This is a genomic window from Isoptericola dokdonensis DS-3 (assembly GCF_001636295.1).
GTDB classification, from domain to species: Bacteria; Actinomycetota; Actinomycetes; order Actinomycetales; family Cellulomonadaceae; genus Isoptericola; species Isoptericola dokdonensis.
In genome coordinates this window covers 2,301,598-2,317,496 of sequence record NZ_CP014209.1, presented here as the reverse complement: position 1 = coordinate 2,317,496, position 15,899 = coordinate 2,301,598, and the positions used below count along the sequence as shown (strand labels likewise).

At 74.2% G+C, this 15,899-nt stretch carries 15 protein-coding genes; 11 read left to right on the top strand and 4 right to left on the bottom strand.

Annotated features, from left to right (window positions below):
- The first annotated feature begins 19 nt into the window (after window positions 1-19).
- Window positions 20-787: a DeoR/GlpR family DNA-binding transcription regulator gene (locus I598_RS10790; RefSeq protein WP_068202958.1), complete on the top strand. Its 768-nt coding sequence runs from the start codon at window positions 20-22 to the stop codon at window positions 785-787.
- 81 nt (window positions 788-868) lie between these two features.
- Here the strand turns inward: I598_RS10790 and I598_RS10785 are convergent, their stop codons facing one another.
- Window positions 869-1,546 carry an SDR family oxidoreductase gene (locus I598_RS10785; protein WP_068202957.1) on the bottom strand — a complete coding sequence of 226 codons (678 nt, stop codon included), beginning with the start codon at window positions 1,544-1,546 and terminating at the stop codon, window positions 869-871.
- A gap of 224 nt (window positions 1,547-1,770) precedes the next feature.
- Between I598_RS10785 and I598_RS10780 the strand changes: the two genes are divergently transcribed.
- Window positions 1,771-2,985 carry a pyridoxal phosphate-dependent aminotransferase gene (locus I598_RS10780; protein ID WP_068202956.1) on the top strand — a complete coding sequence of 405 codons (1,215 nt, stop codon included), beginning with the start codon at window positions 1,771-1,773 and terminating at the stop codon, window positions 2,983-2,985.
- 38 nt (window positions 2,986-3,023) lie between these two features.
- On the opposite strand, the gene I598_RS10775 is transcribed toward I598_RS10780, so the two are convergent.
- Window positions 3,024-3,725: a hypothetical protein gene (locus I598_RS10775; RefSeq protein ID WP_068202955.1), complete on the bottom strand. Its 702-nt coding sequence runs from the start codon at window positions 3,723-3,725 to the stop codon at window positions 3,024-3,026.
- A 120-nt stretch (window positions 3,726-3,845) separates the two neighbouring features.
- Here I598_RS10775 and I598_RS10770 point away from each other — a divergent pair, with 120 nt between their 5' ends.
- The 6 genes from I598_RS10770 to I598_RS10745 all read left to right on the top strand — a co-directional run bounded on the left by I598_RS10770 (window position 3,846) and on the right by I598_RS10745 (window position 10,527).
- Window positions 3,846-4,112, top strand: coding sequence for a DUF805 domain-containing protein (locus tag I598_RS10770; protein WP_068202954.1), 267 nt, complete (start codon window positions 3,846-3,848; stop codon window positions 4,110-4,112).
- A 242-nt stretch (window positions 4,113-4,354) separates the two neighbouring features.
- The gene (gene pdhA, locus I598_RS10765) at window positions 4,355-5,545 is read left to right on the top strand and encodes a pyruvate dehydrogenase (acetyl-transferring) E1 component subunit alpha (RefSeq protein WP_068202953.1); all 1,191 of its coding nucleotides are present in this window, start codon (window positions 4,355-4,357) and stop codon (window positions 5,543-5,545) included.
- Window positions 5,542-6,528, top strand: a complete 987-nt coding sequence (locus I598_RS10760; protein WP_068202952.1) for an alpha-ketoacid dehydrogenase subunit beta — start codon at window positions 5,542-5,544, stop codon at window positions 6,526-6,528. Before pdhA ends, I598_RS10760 begins: the two co-directional genes overlap by 4 nt.
- Before the next feature lie 19 nt (window positions 6,529-6,547).
- Complete coding sequence (locus tag I598_RS10755; protein WP_068202951.1) at window positions 6,548-8,011, top strand: dihydrolipoamide acetyltransferase family protein; 1,464 nt, start codon at window positions 6,548-6,550, stop codon at window positions 8,009-8,011.
- A gap of 116 nt (window positions 8,012-8,127) precedes the next feature.
- Window positions 8,128-10,164 carry a bifunctional copper resistance protein CopD/cytochrome c oxidase assembly protein gene (locus I598_RS10750; RefSeq protein WP_157557210.1) on the top strand — a complete coding sequence of 679 codons (2,037 nt, stop codon included), beginning with the start codon at window positions 8,128-8,130 and terminating at the stop codon, window positions 10,162-10,164.
- Between the two features lie 66 nt (window positions 10,165-10,230).
- Window positions 10,231-10,527 (top strand): DUF4287 domain-containing protein, encoded by a 297-nt coding sequence (locus I598_RS10745; RefSeq protein WP_068202950.1) that lies wholly within the window; start codon window positions 10,231-10,233, stop codon window positions 10,525-10,527.
- Between the two features lie 18 nt (window positions 10,528-10,545).
- Here I598_RS10745 and I598_RS10740 read toward each other — a convergent pair whose 3' ends face one another.
- Window positions 10,546-11,259, bottom strand: a complete 714-nt coding sequence (locus I598_RS10740) for a pyridoxamine 5'-phosphate oxidase family protein (RefSeq protein ID WP_068202949.1) — start codon at window positions 11,257-11,259, stop codon at window positions 10,546-10,548.
- A 70-nt stretch (window positions 11,260-11,329) separates the two neighbouring features.
- Here I598_RS10740 and I598_RS10735 point away from each other — a divergent pair, with 70 nt between their 5' ends.
- Genes I598_RS10735 through I598_RS10725 form a run of 3 tightly spaced genes read left to right on the top strand, consistent with a single transcriptional unit; the run spans window position 11,330 to window position 14,607 of the window.
- The gene (locus tag I598_RS10735) at window positions 11,330-12,757 is read left to right on the top strand and encodes an aminotransferase-like domain-containing protein (protein WP_068202948.1); all 1,428 of its coding nucleotides are present in this window, start codon (window positions 11,330-11,332) and stop codon (window positions 12,755-12,757) included.
- A gap of 57 nt (window positions 12,758-12,814) precedes the next feature.
- Window positions 12,815-13,513, top strand: coding sequence for a ThuA domain-containing protein (locus tag I598_RS10730; protein ID WP_068202947.1), 699 nt, complete (start codon window positions 12,815-12,817; stop codon window positions 13,511-13,513).
- Window positions 13,492-14,607, top strand: coding sequence for a Gfo/Idh/MocA family protein (locus I598_RS10725; RefSeq protein WP_068202946.1), 1,116 nt, complete (start codon window positions 13,492-13,494; stop codon window positions 14,605-14,607). The genes I598_RS10730 and I598_RS10725 overlap by 22 nt, the downstream gene beginning before the upstream one ends.
- A gap of 58 nt (window positions 14,608-14,665) precedes the next feature.
- On the opposite strand, the gene I598_RS10720 is transcribed toward I598_RS10725, so the two are convergent.
- Entirely contained in the window at window positions 14,666-15,832 is a 1,167-nt protein-coding gene (locus I598_RS10720) for an FAD-dependent oxidoreductase (RefSeq protein ID WP_198155682.1), read from the bottom strand.
- Between the last annotated feature and the right edge of the window lie 67 nt (window positions 15,833-15,899).

Below are 15,899 nucleotides of genomic sequence, written 5' to 3'. Positions count from 1 at the left end.
TCGGAAGGAACAAGGATTCATGCTGGCTGCCCAGCGCCGTGAGCACCTCCTCGAGGTGCTCCACCGGGACGGGAAGATCGTCGCCAAGACCGTCGCCGCCGACCTCGGGATCTCCGAGGACAGCATTCGTCGCGACCTGCGCGACCTCGCCGCCGAGGGCCTGTGCCAGCGCGTCTACGGCGGAGCGCTCCCGGTCTCGCCGGCGCTCGCCGACTACGCCGGGCGGCAGGAGGTCGCCGTCGACAGCAAGCGGCTCGTCGCCGCGACCGCCGTCGGCCTCATCGACCCGGGCAGCACCGTGCTCCTCGACGGCGGCACCACCGCCCTCGCGATCACCGCAGTGCTGCCCGCAGACCTGCGCTGCACCGTCGTCACGCACAGCCCGACCATCGCCGCGGCCCTCGTCGCCCACCCGACCGTCGACGTGTTCGTCATCGGCGGCAAGCTGTTCAAGCACTCCGCCGTCGCCTCGGGCGCCGCCGCCGTGGAGGCCGCCCGGCAGGTCTCCGCCGACGTGTTCTTCCTCGGTGTCACCGGCGTCCACCCCGACGCCGGGCTGACCACCGGCGACGCCGACGAGGCCGCGATGAAGCGGCTGCTGGCCTCCCGGGCCGCCGAGACCTACGTGCTCGGGTCCGCCGAGAAGATCGGTGCCGCGTCGCCGTACTCCGTGCTGCCGTTCGACGCCGTGACGGCGGTCATCACGGACGCGCCGGCCGGGTCCGGCGTCGTCGACCGGCTCCGCGACCACGTCCGTGTGGTGCACGCCGGGGAGCCGTCGCAATGAGATCGGTTCGGTCGGTCGTCACCGGTTCGGTCGCAGGAGTGACCGAACCGGTGACGATCGACCGAACTGATCCGGAAATGCTCAGGGCAGGTCGCGCAGCGCCGCCGGGATGGTGACGTCGCCGGTGGAGAAGCGCACGAACTGCCCGACCGTCTCGGGGATGCGCAGCGCCGCGGCGGCGACCTGCGCGACGTCGGCGCGCGGGACCTCGCCCCCGCCCTGACCGATGTGCTCGCCGGCGCCGAGCACCCGGATGCGCCCGGTGGGCGGGCCGTCGGTGAGGGTGCCGGGGCCGAGGATCGTCCAGTCGAGGTCGGTGCCGCGCAGGTGGTCGTCGGCGGCGAGCTTGGCGTCCGCGTAGGGGAAGAACGACGAGTCGGCGGGCACCCCGTGCTCGGGGACCGACCCGATCCACGACACCATGACGTATCGCCGCACCCCCGCCTGCGCGGCGGCGTCCATGGAGCGGATCGCGGCGTCACGGTCGACGGCGTAGGTGCGCTCGGGGCTCCCGCCGCCGGCGCCCGCGGACCAGACGACGGCGTCGGCGCCCTGGAGCGCACGCGCGATCTCGTCGGTCGACGCCGACCCGACGTCGAGCAGCACGGGCTCGCCGCCGAGGTCGGCCACGCGGTCCACCTGCTCGGGCTTGCGCACCACGCCCGCGACGTCGACGCCGGGGCCCGCACCGCCGTCGGCCAGGAGCGGGACGAGCAGCCGGGCGACCTTGCCGAGCGCACCGATGACGACGACCTTCATGACGGACCTCCGTGACGTGGGGACCCCTCCACCGTGTCACCCGGACGGCCCGGGTGCCACCTGTTGCGGTCGTCCTGCTCGAGGCCGCCCGGCCGAGCGTCTCTGAAGGTCGGGTTCCGAGCCTGCACTCCCGACCTTCAGAGACGCTCGACGTCCGAGGACAGGGGTCCACTTGTCGCCGGTTGGCCCTACGACCACGCCCGGACGCCTGCGAAGATGGGCCCGTGCGTACCATCCGGCAGAGCAACAAGCTTCGGGGCGTCCGATACGACGTCCGCGGTCCGATCCTGGCCGAGGCCCAGCGCCTCGAGGCAGAGGGCCACCGCATCCTCAAGCTGAACATCGGCAACACGGCACCGTTCGGCTTCGAGGCGCCGGAGTCGATCGTCGCGTCGATGACCCACCACCTCACCGAGGCCCAGGGGTACAGCGACTCGCGCGGCATCTGGTCGGCACGCACCGCGGTCGCGCAGTACTACCAGTCGTGCGGGCTGCGGGACACGTCGGTGGAGGACGTCTTCATCGGCAACGGGGTGTCCGAGCTCATCTCGATGGTGCTGCAGGCGTTCGTCGACGAGGGGAACGAGATCCTCGTCCCCGCGCCCGACTACCCGCTGTGGACGGGCGCGGTGTCGCTGACCGGCGGCACGCCGGTGCACTACCGGTGCGACGAGGCGAACGGCTGGATGCCGGACCTCGAGGACATCGAGTCGAAGATCACGGAGAACACGCACGCCATCGTCATCATCAACCCGAACAACCCGACGGGTGCGGTGTACAGCAAGGAGATGGTGGAGGCGCTGGTCGACATCGCCCGCCGTCACGACCTCGTCGTCTTCTCCGACGAGATCTACGAGAAGATCCTGTTCGACGACGCCGTGCACCACCACGCGGCCAAGGCGGCGGGCGACGACGTCCTCTGCCTGACCTTCTCCGGCCTGTCGAAGGCCTACCGGGTGTGCGGCTACCGGGCCGGCTGGGTCATGGTCTCGGGCCCGCAGGAGCGGGCGACGGAGTTCCTCGAGGGGCTCACGCTGCTGGCCAACATGCGCATGTGCGCCAACGTGCCGGGCCAGCACGCCATCCAGACGGCGCTCGGCGGCTACCAGTCGATCGACGAGCTCATCGTGCCGGGCGGGCGGTTCCACGAGCAGGCGATGCTCGCCGACAGGCTGCTCAACGAGATCCCGGGCGTGACGTCGGTGCGGCCGCGCGGCGCGCTGTACTGCTTCCCGCGGCTCGACCCCGAGGTCTACAAGATCGACGACGACGAGGCGTTCGTCATCGACCTGCTGCGGGCCAAGAAGATCCTCGTCACGCACGGCACCGGGTTCAACTGGTTCGAGCCGGACCACTTCCGTCTCGTCACGCTGCCCGACGTCGAGGTGCTGGAGGAGGCCATCGGCCGGATCGCGGAGTTCCTGGCGCAGCGTCGCTAGGTGGAGCGAGCCAGGAGGGGCCGCCGCGAGGTGACCGCCTAGTCGGCGAGATCGACGACGACGTCCGCGTCCGCGGCCCGCTCCATGTCGCCGAGCGTCAACGCAGGGCTGGCGGCGCGGAGCATGTTCAGTGCCGTCCCGTCCTGGGCAGCATCGAGGACGGGCAGATCAACCGTCCCGTCGTCCATGACCTCGCCGACGAGCGCGGACTCGAGAGAGATGGCCCAGCTGTCGTCGTGGAAGGGGGTGAGGTACACGACGACGTCGCCGAGACCGACCAGTCCGTCACCCATCGCGTCCGCTGAGGCGGTGGCATCGACAGGAATGGTGACGGAGACGGTGTCACCCAGCTCGACGCCGTCGCGCAGGTCGATCACGGAGTCGACCTGGAGCTCCAGGACGACCCGGCGCACCATCGGAGAGTCGTCCGAGCCGACCTCGGTGCCGGTGTCCGAGTCGCCTTCCCAGGTGAGGGACTCTCCCGGCTCCCACGTGGTGAACCTCCCGGTGACGACCGCGTCGGACAGTGTGATGTCCACCTCGCTTCCGCTGACGTAGCGCGTCGACGGCATGGCGGCGAGGACGTCGTCCGGGAACGGTTCCCAGGTGACGTTCTCGGACGCCGAGGCCAGCGCGCGCGCAAAGTCCTCGCCACCTGCGTCGCTCCCGCAGCCGCTGAGCCCGATCAAGACGGCCGCCGAGCCGGCAAGCGCGAGCGAGACCCGGTCAAGTCGTCGCATGAGGCGGAGCTCCCGTCGGAGACTGGCGAAGTGGTCAGATCAAACCACGAGCCGTCGGCCCAGGTCAGGCAGACTGTCCGTCACCGTGCGGGCGGCGCGGGCCGGGGGAACACTGCTGCCATGGACTCCGTGGACTACGACCAGCTCTCCGACGACTACGGCTGGCTCGTCGGCGGGGCGGCGCTGGCCGTCTACCTCGTCTTCCTGGTCGTCGTGATGATCGCGTACGTCCGCGTCATCCAGAAGGCCGGCTACTCGGGCTGGTGGGTGCTGATCGGGCTGGTGCCGGTCGTCAACGTGATCATGTTCCTGGTGTTCGCGTTCTCGCGGTGGCCGGTGCTGCGCGAGCTGGACGCGACGCGGTCCGGGCAGCCGTACCAGCGCTGACAGGGCGGTGCGGGCGGTCCCGTCCCTGCCCTGGTGAGGACGGCGGCTTGGAGGGTTCCTCCAAAACGCGTCGCGCGACATTGGCAGCGCCGTCAGGGGGTGCCGCCCCGGGTCCGCAACCTACGCTGGCGTAGGCTACGTAGGCGTAGGTTCCTCCGCGTCCGCACCGTCGGACGGGCAGGAACCTCGTGCGCAGCCGGAGCAGAACAGCCCCGCCCGGGGCCGCCAGCGAAGGAGACCATGTGCCGCACCATGCCACCGACGGGGCCGACGACGCTCCCGTCGACGTCACCCCGCTCGTCCAGCTCGTCACCCCCACCGGCGAGCGGATCGTCGAACCCGACAACGCCGGGGACCTCGACCACGCGGCCTACGCGGCCCGCGTCGCGCACCTGACCGGTGACGACCTTCGCGCGATGTACCGCGACATGATCCTCACCCGGCGGTTCGACGACGAGGCCACCGCGCTGCAGCGCCAGGGCGAGCTCGCGCTGTTCGCGCAGTCGATGGGCCAGGAGGCCGCCCAGGTGGGCCCGGCGCACGCACTGTCCCGCCAGGACGTGATCTTCCCGTCGTACCGCGAGCACGGCATGCTGCACGTGCGCGGCATCGACCCGGTGGACCGCCTGCGCCTGTACCGCGGCGTGGACCACGGCGGCTGGGACCCGGCCGAGTTCAACGTGAACGTGTACACGCTCGTCATCGGCTCGCAGGCGCTGCACGCGACCGGCTACGCGATGGGCGTGCAGCGGGACGGTGCTGTCGGCACGGGCGACCCGGCCCGGGACACCGCCGTCGTGGCGTGCTTCGGCGACGGCGCCACGAGCCAGGGCGACGTCAACGAGGCGCTGGTGTTCGCCGCCGTCAACGACGCCCCCGTGGTCTTCTGGTGCCAGAACAACCAGTGGGCGATCTCCGAGCCCACGACCCGCCAGTCCCGCGTGCCGCTGTACCGGCGCGGCGAGGGGTTCGGCGTGCCGAGCGTGCGGGTGGACGGCAACGACGTGCTGGCCTGCTACGCCGTGATGGCGGAGGCGCTGGAGCGCGCTCACGCGGGTCACGGCCCCACGTTCGTCGAGGCGTACACCTACCGGATGGGCGCCCACACCACTTCTGACGACCCGACCCGGTACCGGGAGCGCGCCGAGGAGGAGTACTGGCGCCGGCGCGACCCGATCGACCGGCTGGCGGCGCTGCTGCGCGCCGAGGGGCACTGGGACGACGACTGGTCCGCCGCGCTGGACGCCGAGGCCGACGCGCTGGGCGAGACGCTGCGCGCCGGTGTCCGCGCCCTCGACGGCCCGCCCGCCGCCACGATGTTCGACCACGTGTACGCCACCGAGCACGCGCAGGTCACCGCCGAGCGCGAGTGGTTCGCACGCTACGAGTCCGAGACGGCGCAGGCCGCCGGCGCCGAGGAGGTCGCCCGATGAGCACGCAGACGATGCCGCTGGCCAAGGCGATCACCGCCGGGCTGCGCGCCACCCTCGAGGGCGACGACAAGGTCATGCTCATGGGGGAGGACATCGGCCGGCTCGGCGGGGTCTTCCGGGTGACGGACGGCCTGCAGAAGGACTTCGGCGAGCACCGCGTCGTGGACACGCCGTTGGCGGAGTCGGGGATCGTCGGCACGGCGATCGGGCTCGCGATGCGCGGCTACCGCCCGGTGTGCGAGATCCAGTTCGACGGTTTCGTGTTCCCCGCCTTCGACCAGATCACCACCCAGCTGTCCAAGCTGCACTCGCGCACCGGCGGCCGGGTGCAGGTGCCCGTCGTCATCCGCATCCCGTACGGCGGCGGTATCGGCGCGGTCGAGCACCACTCGGAGTCGCCGGAGACGCTGTTCGCGCACACCGCCGGGCTGCGGGTCGTGTCGCCGTCCACCCCGCAGGACGCCTACGACATGATCCGCGCGGCCGTCGCGTCGCCGGACCCGGTCGTGTTCTTCGAGCCCAAGGGCCGCTACTGGACCAAGGGCGACGTGGACCTCGACGCCCCGGTGCCCGCCGACGTGCTGGGCACGGCCCGGGTCGTGCGAGACGGCGCCGACGTCACGCTGGTCGCCTACGGCCCGACGGTCGCGACCGCGCTGTCCGCGGCCGACGCCCTGGCCGCCGAGGGCACGAGCGCCGAGGTCGTCGACCTGCGGTCGATCTCCCCGATGGACGTCCCCACGGTCGCCGCGTCGGTGCGCCGGACCGGTCGCTGCGTCGTCGTGCACGAGGCCCCGACGTTCCTCGGTGCGGGCGCCGAGCTCGCCGCCCGGATCTCGGAGGAGTGCTTCTACTCCCTCGAGGCGCCGGTGCTGCGCGTCGGCGGGTTCCACGCGCCCTACCCGGTGGCGAAGATCGAGCACGACTACCTGCCGAGCGTCGACCGCGTCCTGGACGCCGTCGACCGCGCGCTGGCCCACTGAGAACGCCGGAGAACCCGAGATGACCACGCAGAGCACGCAGCGCTTCCCCCTGCCGGACGTCGGCGAAGGTCTCACCGAGGCCGAGATCGTCGAGTGGAAGGTCGCCGTCGGCGACACCGTCGCGGTCAACCAGGTCCTGGTCGAGATCGAGACGGCCAAGTCGCTCGTCGAGCTCCCGTCGCCCTGGGCGGGCACGGTGACGGCACTGCTGGCCGAGGAGGGCACGACGGTCGACGTCGGTGTCCCCATCATCGAGATCGGCTCCGGCTCTGGTTCCTCGGCCGACGCCGCCCCCGCTCCCGAGCAGACGCCGGCGGCCGACGCCGGGTCCGGTGCCGTGCTCGTCGGGTACGGCACGGGCGAGGCGGGCGGTGCACGTCGCCGTCGCCGCGCCGCCGGTACTCCTGCCGCGCCGACGCCGGCCGCCACGGTGTCGGCCCCCGCGCCGGCCCCCGCGCCGGCTCCCGCTCCGGCACCGGCGCCCGCACCGGTACCCGAGCAGCAGCCCGGCCTCGCGCGGGCGATGGTGAGCGTGCCGGCCGCTGATCCCGTGACCGGTGGGCCGTCGTCCGCCCGTCCCCGGGTGCTCGCGAAGCCGCCGGTGCGCAAGCTCGCCCAGGACCTCGGGGTGGACCTCGCGTCGGTGCACCCCACCGGTCCGGGCGGCATCGTGACCCGGGAGGACGTCGTCGCCCACCACGACGCGGCCGAGCCGCGCCGGCTCGCGACGTACCCCGACGACGACGCGCCGTGGGCGTCGTCGGGCGACGTGTCCTACGACGGCCGCACCACCCGCGTGCCGGTCAAGAGCGTCCGCAAGCGCACGGCCGAGGCGATGGTGGCCAGCGCGTTCACCGCCCCGCACGTCACGGTCTTCCACACGGTGGACGTGACGCGCACGATGAAGCTGGTCGAGAAGCTCAAGGCCGACCGCGACTTCGCCGACGTCCGCGTCACGCCGCTGCTCATCGCCGCCAAGGCGGTGCTCCTGGCGGTCAAGCGGCACCCGGAGATCAACGCGAGCTGGGACGACGCCGCCCAGGAGATCGTCTACAAGCACTACGTGAACCTGGGGATCGCCGCGGCCACCCCGCGCGGGCTCGTCGTGCCGAACGTCAAGGACGCCCACCGCCTCGAGCTGCTCGGGCTCGCGCAGGCGATCGGGGAGCTGACGGCGACGGCGCGCGCCGGGCGGACGACGCCGACCGCGATGTCGGACGGCACGTTCACCATCACGAACGTGGGCGTGTTCGGCATCGACACGGGCACCCCCATCCTCAACCCGGGGGAGGCGGGCATCCTCGCGTTCGGCGCGATCCGGCGCCAGCCGTGGGTGCACAAGGGGAAGATCAAGCCGCGCTGGGTCACGCAGCTCGCGCTGAGCGTCGACCACCGCCTCGTCGACGGCGGGCTCGGTTCGCGGTTCCTCGCCGACGTCGCCCGCGTGCTGGAGGACCCGGCGCACGGCCTCGTCTGGGGCTGAGCCGCCGAGATCGGCCCGGGTGGGTCGATCTCGTGGTGGTCGGTGTCAGATCGCGGCGGTCAGTGTCACAGCGGGGCCGTCGGGGCGGCGCCCCGGCTGCGCCTAGGCTGGACGGCGTGACCGCCACCGCCACCACGTCCCGTCGCGCACCGGCGTCCGCGCGCCCCTGGTGGCTGGTCGCCGCCGGGCCGGGCGCCGTCGTGGTGGCGCTGCTCGCGCTGCTCCTCGCCGGGTCGTTCACCGACGCCTTCGCCCCCCTGGGGACGTTCAGCGACCCCGGGGCGCTCGTGCGGTTCGGGCTGCCCGTCGCCGGGGTGCTCACCGAGCTCGGGGTGGCGGTGACGCTCGGCGGGCTGTTCGCGGCCGCGTTCCTGCTTCCGCCGGGCCGCCACCTGGAACGTGTGCTCAGCGTGGCCGGGTGGGCCGCCAGCGCGTGGGCGGTCGCGGCGGTGGTCCAGCTCGTCCTGGAGTACTCGTACGTCTCGACCATCTCGCCGTCCGACCAGGCGTTCGGTCAGGGCCTGTGGCAGTTCGTGCAGGACGTCGAGCTCGGCCAGATCCGGTTGTGGACGATCCTGCTGGCTGCCGTGACCTCCGCGCTCGCCCTGGGGGTGCGCGGGCCGGTCGGCGCACTGTGGACGGCCGCGCTGCCCGCGATCGCCCTCGCGCTGCAGTCGACCACCGGGCACGCGGCGGGCGCGGTCAACCACGACCTCGCCGTCAACGCGATGCTGCTGCACCTCGTCGGCGCCGCCCTGTGGGTGGGTGGGCTCGCGGCGCTGCTCGTCGTCGTCCTCACCCGCACCGGCAGCGCCCGCGACGACGACCGGCTCGCCGCGTCCGCCGTCGCCCGGTTCTCCCCGGTCGCCGCGTGGTGCCTCGTGCTCGTGGGCCTGTCCGGGGTGCTGAGCGGCCTGATCCGCATCGAGGAGCCCGCGGACCTGCTCACCCGGTACGGGATCCTGCTCATCGTCAAGGCGGTGCTGCTGCTCGCGCTCGGCGGGTTCGGTCTCGCACACCGCCGGTGGGTCGTCGGTCGGCTGGAGCGCGACCCGGGGCGCGTGCGGCGCCTGTACTGGCAGCTGCTGGCCGCGGAGCTCGCGACCATCGGTGCGGTGTCCGGTGTCGCCGTCGCCCTCGGATCCTCCGCACCGCCCGTGCCGGACGAGACCCCGGTGGACGCCTCCCCGGCCTACCAGCTCACCGGCTACCCGCTGCCGCCCGAGTCGACGGTGGGGCGGTACTTCACCGAGTGGTCGTTCGACCCGCTGTTCGCCGTCGCGTGCGTGGCGGGGGCCGTGGTCTACGTGCGCTGGGCGCTGCGGCTGCGTCGTCGCGGCGACAGGTGGCCGGTGGGCCGCACGATCTCCTGGTGCGCGGGCATGGTCGTCATGCTGTGGGTCACCAACGGCGGCCCCGCGGTCTACGGGCACGTCGTCTTCAGCGGCCACATGACGCAGCACATGATCCTCGCCATGGTGGTGCCGCTGCTGCTGGTGCTCGCGGCGCCCGTCACCCTGCTGCTGCGCGCGGTGCCCGTCCGCAAGGACGGGTCCCGCGGGCCGCGCGAGTGGGTGCTCGGGCTCGTGCACTCCCGCGTCGGGGAGTTCATGGCCCGACCCGTGGTGGCCGCGGTGCTGTTCGCCGGCGGCATGGTCGCGTTCTACTTCACGCCCGTGTTCGAGTGGGCGCTCACCAACCACGCCGGGCACGTGTGGATGGTCGTCCACTTCACGCTCGCCGGGTACCTGTTCGCCAACGCCCTCGTCGGCATCGACCCGGGCCCGCAACGCCCGCCGTACCCGCAGCGGCTGCTGCTGCTGTTCGCCACGATGGTGTTCCACGCCTTCTTCGGGGTCGTGCTCACCACCGGCACGTCCCTGCTGGTGGCCGACTGGTACGGCAACATGGGCCGCCCCTGGGGCGAGTCCGCCATCGACGACCAGCAGCTGGGCGGAGCCATCGCCTGGGGCATCGGCGAGCTGCCCACCGTGGTGCTCGCCATCGCCGTGGCGATCCAGTGGACCCGCTCGGACGAGCGGGAGGCCCGCCGCCAGGACCGCAAGGCCGAGCGGGACGGCGACGCCGACCTCGTCGCCTACAACGCGATGCTCGCGCAGATGGCGGATCGCGACCGCCCCGACGACCGATGAGTCCGGGGTGCGTCGGACGTCCGATCTGACGGGCCGCGCACGGCGGCCCCTGCTCAAGGAGGAAGCATGTCGTTCCAGGCCTACCTCGACGCCGTCGAGAAGAAGACCGGCAAGACCCCCCGTGCCCTGCTCGACGAGGCCACGGCGAAGGGGTTCGGCCCCGACACGAAGGCCGCCCCGATCCTCGAGTGGCTCGCCGCCGACTACGGTCTCGGCCGCGGGCACGGCATGGCGATGGTGCACGTGATCACCAAGGGCCCGGGCATCGGTGACAAGCACGTCGGCACCACCGGCACCCACCGCGACGAGTCCGACACCCTCTGGCTCGACGGCGCCGCGACGAAGCCCGCACCCGCGACGTGACCTGACGACCGGCGCCGACTAGGCGGGCGCGTCTGCCGGCTGCTGGGGGGCAGGCGGCGTCGCCACGCGGTCGACGACGTGCGCCGGGACCGGCCCGACAGCGTCGGGTGCGGTGACGGCGGGGTCGAGGACGCGGCGCACGGGCACGTGCCCGGCCCAGCCGCCGGCGGCGACGTCGGCCTCCTCGTCGACCGGGCCGCCCGCGCGGGCCTTCATCGACGCCTCCCGGAGCGGGACGGCGAGGACGGCGGTGGCGGCGAGCTCCTTGCGGGTGGCGGGGCGCAGGGTCGCGGACCGGCCGGGTGCCAGGTGGTCGACGATCGCGTCGAGCGCGCGCACCCGTTCGGCGTCGTCGACGACCAGCCGCGCCCGCCCGATGACGACGGCGGAGCGGTAGTTCATGGAGTGGTGGAACCCGGACCTGGCGAGCACGAGGCCGTCGAGCTCGGTGACGGTGACGCAGACGGTGGTGTCCGTCGCGGTGGTGAGCCAGCGGGCCGCGACGGAGCCGTGCACGTAGAGGGTGCCGCCGTCGTCGGGCCCGTCGAGGTCGACGGCGTACGCGCTGGGCAGCACCACCGGGTGGTCGCCGACGACGACGCCGAGGTGCGCGACGAGACCGTCGGCGAGCAGGTCGTGCAGGGCGTCGCGGTCGGTCACGGCCCGGTTCCGGCCGCGGCGCACGGTGGTCCGCTCGGTGGGGGACAGCCCGGCGGGGGAGAGCGTCGTCATGGTCCTACCCTGGAGGTGTATTGGCCTGCTCGGAAGGGCCACTTCTCGCCCAGTCGAACAGGACACTGTCGTGCCGCTGCCCGTGCACCTCGAGCGCCGCTCCACCGACCCGCTGACCGCCCAGCTCGCCCGGCAGGTCCGCGACCTGCTCGCCGCCGGCACGCTGCGCACGGGCGACCGGCTGCCCAGCACGCGCGCGCTCGCCGCCGAGCTCGGCGTCTCGCGGTCCGTCACCGAGCAGGCCTACGACCAGCTCCTCGCCGAGGGCTGGCTCGAGGCCCGGCGCGGCGCGGGGACCTTCGTCGCGTCGCACGCCGTCCGCGCAACCGTGCGGCCGGACGACGGCAGGACGTCGCGCGCCGACGTCGGGGCGGCTCCCGGCGCACCGCGACCCGGCCGCCCGGCGGGGGATCGCGCGGGCGCGAGCGTACCGAGCGCACCGGCCGGGCTCGTCCCCCTCAGCGCGGGCGAGCCGTGGATCGACCCGCGGCACGCGGCGGTGTGGCGGCGCGCGTGGCGGGAGGTGTCCACCGCGACGCCGCCACGCGGCTACGGCGACCCCGCCGGGCTGCCCGAGCTGCGGACGGCGCTCGCCGCCCGGCTCGCCACGACGCGCGGGCTCGTCGTCGACGCCGACGACGTGCTGGTCACCGCCGGCATCACGGCAGCGCTGCGCGAGGTGCTCGCCACCCTGCCGCCCGGACCGGTGGGCATCGAGGACCCGGGCTACCGCGCGGCCGTCGCCACCGCGCGGGACGGCGGGCGCGACGTCGTCGACCTGCCCGCCGAGCAGCAGCACACGGCCGCCGGCCTGCACGGGCTCGTGGCCGCCTACGTCACCCCGGCGCACCAGCACCCGCTCGGCCGGGTCATGCCCGCCGCCGACCGCCTCGCCCTGCTGGACGCCGCCCGCGCGACCGGCACCCTGGTCGTCGAGGACGACTACGACTCCGAGCTGCGCTACGACGTCGCCCCCGTGCCGGCGCTCGCGGCGCTCGACCGGGACCGCGTCGCGTACCTCGGGACGGCGTCGAAGTCGGCGCCGCCGGGCCTGCGGCTCGGCTGGGCGGTGCTTCCCCGCCCGCTGCACGAGGCCGTGCTGGCGCGGCGCGAGGCGGTGCACGGCGACTTCTCGTGGCCGTCGCAGCGGGCGATGCTGGCCCTGCTCCGCGACGGCTGGCTGGACGTCACCGTGCGGACGGCCCGCGGGGTGTACGCGCGGCGGGCGCGCCGGGTCGCCGACCGGCTGTCGCCCCACGCGACGCCCGCGGCGACGTCGGCCGGGATGTACTCGACGTGGCTCACCTCGGCGGCGGCGGCGCGGCGAGCCCGTGACGCCGCGGCCCGCGCCGGCTTCCGGCTCCCCCTCCTGGCCGACCACTGCCGCAGCGCGCCGCTCACCGGGCTGGTGCTGGGGTTCGGCGGCGTCACCGACGACGAGCTCGACCGGGCGCTCGACGCCATCGTCTCGGGTCTCGCCGCGGGTTCTCCCGACTGACCCCGCGGCCGGATGGTTAGGGTGGTGATCGCTCACATTCGACGACGAAGAGGTGTCATGACACGCAGAGCACTGGTGGTCCGCGGCGGCTGGGAGGGGCACTCCCCCCGCGAGACGACCGACCTGTTCATCCCCTTCCTGCGGGCCGAGGGGTTCGAGGTGCGCGTCGAGGAGGACGTCGAGGTCTACGCCGACGCCGCCACGATGGCGGCCACGGACCTCGTCCTGCAGTGCGTCACGATGGCGCAGATCAGCGGCGACGCGCTCGGCGGGCTGCGGGCCGCCGTGGAGGCCGGGACCGGCCTGGCCGGGTGGCACGGGGGCATCGCGGACTCGTTCCGCGCCAGCTCGGACTACCTGCAGCTCGTCGGCGGGCAGTTCGCGAGCCACCCCGGCAAGCCGGTCGCGGAGCGTGCCGGCGGAGCGGCGGACAACTTCGTGCCGCACACGATCGAGCTCACCGACCTCGGCCGGGAGCACGAGATCACGCGCGGCCTCGACGACGTCGAGCTGGTCACCGAGCAGTACTGGGTGCTGCACGACGACCTGATCGACGTGCTCGCCACCACGACCCACCCCGCCCGGGACGACCAGCCGTGGCACCGCCCGGTGATGTCCCCGGCCGTGTGGACGCGGCAGTGGGGCGCGGGCCGGGTGTTCGTCGCGACCCCGGGGCACGCGCCGGACGTCCTGGCGGAGCCGACCGTCCGCACCATCGTGGAGAGGGGGCTGCTGTGGGCGAGCCGCACGGTGTAGGGATCGTCGGCCTGGGGGTCATCTCGAAGCAGTACCTGGCCACGCTGGCCGGGCACCCGCGGGTGCGGGTGGCCGCGGTGACCGACCTCGACCGGGATCGGGCGCACGAGGTCGCCGCGGGCCTGCCGGGCGCGCGGGTCGCGGCCGACCTCGACGACCTGCTCGCGGGCGACGACGTCGCCACGGTGCTGGACCTCACCACGCCCGGCGTGCACGCGCAGGTCGCGCTCGCCTGCGCCGCGGCGGGCAAGGACCGGTTCGGCGAGAAGCCGCTCGCGGTCGACCTGGCCGCCTCCCGCACGGTCATGGACGCCGCCGCGGCGGCGGGCACCCGGGTGGGCTGCGCCCCGGACACGGTGCTCGGCACGGGGGTCCAGACGGCGCGGGCGGCGGTCGAGGCCGGGCTGCTGGGGACGCCGACGGCGGCCGTGGCGACCTGGGTGTCGGCCGGCCACGAGCGGTGGCACCCGAACCCCGGCTTCTACTACGCGCCGGGCGGTGGCCCGCTGCTCGACATGGGCCCGTACTACCTGACCAGCCTGGTGCACCTGCTCGGCCCGGTCGCGTGGGTGCAGGGAGCGGCGTCGCGGTCGCGGGACGCCCGCACGATCGGGTCGGGCCCGCGGGCGGGGGAGCAGGTCCCCGTCGAGGTCGCCACGCACGTCACGGGCGTCCTCGGGCACGTCGGCGGGGCGCTGTCGACGGTCACGGTGAGCTTCGACGCCGTCGCCTCGCACGCGCGCCCGATCGAGGTGCACGGCACCGAGGGCTCGCTCGTGGTGCCCGATCCCAACCGGTTCGCCGGCGACGTCGAGCTGAACCGGCTCGGCGGCGACGGCTGGGAGGTGCTGGAGCCCAGTGCCGGGTTCGCGGATGCCGGGCGCGGGATCGGCCTGCTGGAGATGGCCGGGGCCGCCGGGACCGGTGACGCCGGTGGCGCTCCGCGGGCCGGCGGCGACGTCGGCCTGCACGTCATGGAGGTCATGTCCGGTCTGCTGACGTCCGCCGGCACGGGGGAGCGGCTGGCGATGACGACGGCCCCCGCCGTCCCGCCGCTCGTCCCGCTCACCGCGCCCGAGGTCTGGCGGGGCTGAGCGACGCCGCGGGTGGTGCCCGGGAGGCCCGGGCACCACCCGCGCCCGTGCGCGGACCTCAGAACAGCGCGTCGAGGGCGCGGGGCGCCAGACCGAGCGCCGTGGTGGTCGCCAGCCCGTCGGTCACGTTCACCGTCCGCACGCCGGGCAGCGGCTCGGTGACGACGAACGGGTCGCGGTCCGCCCCGTCGGCGCGCACCAGCTCCGGCGCCGACCAGCGGGAGCGCACGGTGAGCCGGTCCACGCCCAGCAGCTCGGCCGCCTCGCGCAGCAGCAGCTCGTCCACCGCCTCGGAGCGGGCGGGGCCGGCGGGCATCAGGCCGTCGCCGACGACGAGCGAGCCGTCCGGCTGCGCGCACAGCGTCAGGTGGAGGTCGTGGTCGAGCACCTCGGGGCGGGTGGCCCGCCACCGCTCCTGCACGGCCCCGACCGTGCGGGACGCCGTGTAGGCGCCGTCGCGCAGGAACGTCGTCGTGCCGACGACGACCGGTCCCGTGGTCAGGCGCGCCCCGGCACCCGGGTCGCCGGGCGTGGGCGGCTCGACCCGCAGCATCTGGCGGCGCAGCGTCGACACCGCGGCGCCGGCCTCCCAGAAGAGCTGCCCGACGTCGTGCCCGACGGCGACGACGACACGTCGCGCCACCACCTCGCCCCGTGCCGTGCGCACGAGCGTGCAGCCGCTGCCCGCGTCGAAGGTCTGCGCGGCCGTGCCCCACGCGACGTGCGCCTGCGGGTGCGAGTCCAGCCAGTCGGCGACGGCGGTGAGGGCGGCGGCGGGCTCGACCCGCAGGTCCAGCGGCAGGAAGACGCCGCCGAGCGCGTCGGGGACCGCCGTCCGCTCGGCCACGCTGCGGCCGTCCAGCGCGACGGCGTCCCCGGCGCGGGCCGCCACGAGGTCGTCGAGCACCGCGAGCTCGTCCGGGTGTCGCGCGACGACGACCGACCCGCACTCGCGCACCCCGAACCCGGCGTCCCGGCCGAGCTTCAGCCAGCGTTCGCGCGACGTCAGGGCGCACGCCAGCGCCGTGGCCGCCTGCGTGGTGACGGCGACGTGCCCGCCACGGCGCGCCGTGGCCCCCGAGGGACGCGCGGCGGCGTCGACGACGAGCACCGAGAGGCCGCGGGCGTGCGCCTCGACGGCGTGCGCGAGACCCACCACGCCGGCACCGACCACCGCGAGATCGACCTTCGTCGGGAGCGGGGGCAGGTGGCTGTCGCGGTTCACGCACAGAATCTGCCTGAGCCGACGAGGTGTTCTCAAGGCGGGGGTGACCAACCGACGAGGTGTTCGA